The organism is Clostridium sp. CMCC3677 (genome assembly GCF_023845585.1).
Classification (GTDB): Bacteria; Bacillota; Clostridia; order Clostridiales; family Clostridiaceae; genus Clostridium; species Clostridium aquiflavi.
Map to the genome: position 1 here is coordinate 1 of NZ_JAMQHS010000043.1, position 327 is coordinate 327.

Consider the following 327-nt stretch of genomic DNA (forward strand, 5'->3'; position numbering starts at 1 on the left):
GTATTGGAACTGTAAAAAATATTGAAGAAAAAGTTAGTGGTAGTATTATATTAGATAAAAACATTGCAACTGGTAATTCACCAGAAGAAACTGGGGATGAAAAAAATCTAATTATAACCAACAGTAAAGATCTAGAAAAAGTACAATCTAATGCTCAATATGAAACAATAACACTTAATATAAAAGATGTATTTGAAGGAATAGAATTAAAAAATATTAAAGCTAAGAAGTTAATTGTAAATAATGCAAATAATCTTAGGTTAGAAGAATGCATCATTAATGAATTAGAAGTAAATGCAAATGAAAGCAAACCGGAAATTGAAATTA

1 protein-coding gene is annotated in these 327 nt (G+C 25.1%); it reads left to right on the forward strand.

Translation table 11 applies throughout. The features are described 5' to 3' along the window. On the forward strand, positions 1 to 327 hold a 327-nt coding region (locus tag NG901_RS16660; RefSeq protein ID WP_252217057.1), incomplete at both ends, for a hypothetical protein.